Source organism: Phormidium sp. CCY1219 (genome assembly GCF_055795085.1).
This window is the reverse complement of sequence record NZ_JAYFEQ010000111.1, coordinates 1-1062: the sequence shown is the minus strand read 5'-3', so window position 1 is coordinate 1062 and position 1062 is coordinate 1. Positions and strand designations below refer to the sequence as shown.

Genomic DNA, 1062 nt, shown 5'->3' with positions numbered 1-1062 from the left:
ATCTTCCTGGTTCGCGACTACGACCCGGAAGCCAACAAGAATAACGTCTTGTATCGGGTCTTACAGCACAAGGAAGCGATTATCTCTCACCTGAGCTGGGTATCTCTGTTCCTCGGGTTCCATACCTTGGGCCTGTACGTTCACAACGATGTGGTGGTGGCTTTCGGTACCCCCGAAAAGCAAATCCTCATCGAACCCGTATTTGCTCAGTGGATTCAAGCGGCTCACGGAAAAGCCCTCTACGGCTTCGACGTGCTGCTGTCCAACCCGGATAGCATCGCTTCCACTGCATGGCCGAATTACGGCAATGTGTGGCTGCCCGGTTGGCTCGATGCCATCAACTCTGGCACCAATTCCTTGTTCCTGACTATCGGACCGGGTGATTTCTTGGTCCACCACGCGATCGCTCTGGGTCTGCATACCACCACTTTGATTTTGGTCAAAGGCGCTCTGGATGCCCGGGGTTCTAAGCTGATGCCGGATAAAAAAGATTTCGGCTATGCGTTCCCCTGTGATGGCCCGGGTCGTGGCGGTACCTGCGATATCTCGGCATGGGATGCGTTCTATCTGTCGATGTTCTGGATGCTCAACACCATCGGTTGGGTGACGTTCTATTGGCACTGGAAGCATCTGGCAGTCTGGCAAGGCAATGTGGCGCAATTCAACGAGTCTTCTACCTATTTGATGGGTTGGTTGCGCGATTACCTGTGGCTGAATTCTTCTCAGTTGATTAATGGATACAACCCCTATGGGGTGAATAACCTGTCGGTTTGGGCTTGGATGTTCCTGTTCGGCCATTTGGTCTGGGCCACTGGGTTTATGTTCCTGATTAGCTGGCGCGGTTATTGGCAAGAGTTAATCGAAACTCTCGTCTGGGCCCACGAACGCACTCCTTTGGCGAATCTGGTTCGCTGGAAGGATAAGCCGGTGGCGATGTCTATCGTCCAAGGTCGTTTGATCGGTCTGGCTCACTTTACGGTGGGTTATGTGCTGACTTATGCGGCGTTCTTGATTGCCTCTACGGCGAGTAAGTTCGGTTGATGAGGCTCTAACTGCCTGATT

The 1062-nt window shown here is 52.7% G+C and carries 1 protein-coding gene; it reads left to right on the top strand.

Going from position 1 to position 1062, the window contains the following annotated elements:
- Positions 1-1041, top strand: a 1041-nt coding sequence (locus AC0QH1_RS00640; RefSeq protein WP_473154723.1) for a photosystem I psaA/psaB family protein, incomplete at its 5' end; no start/stop codon positions are given.
- Positions 1042-1062 lie beyond the last annotated feature (21 nt).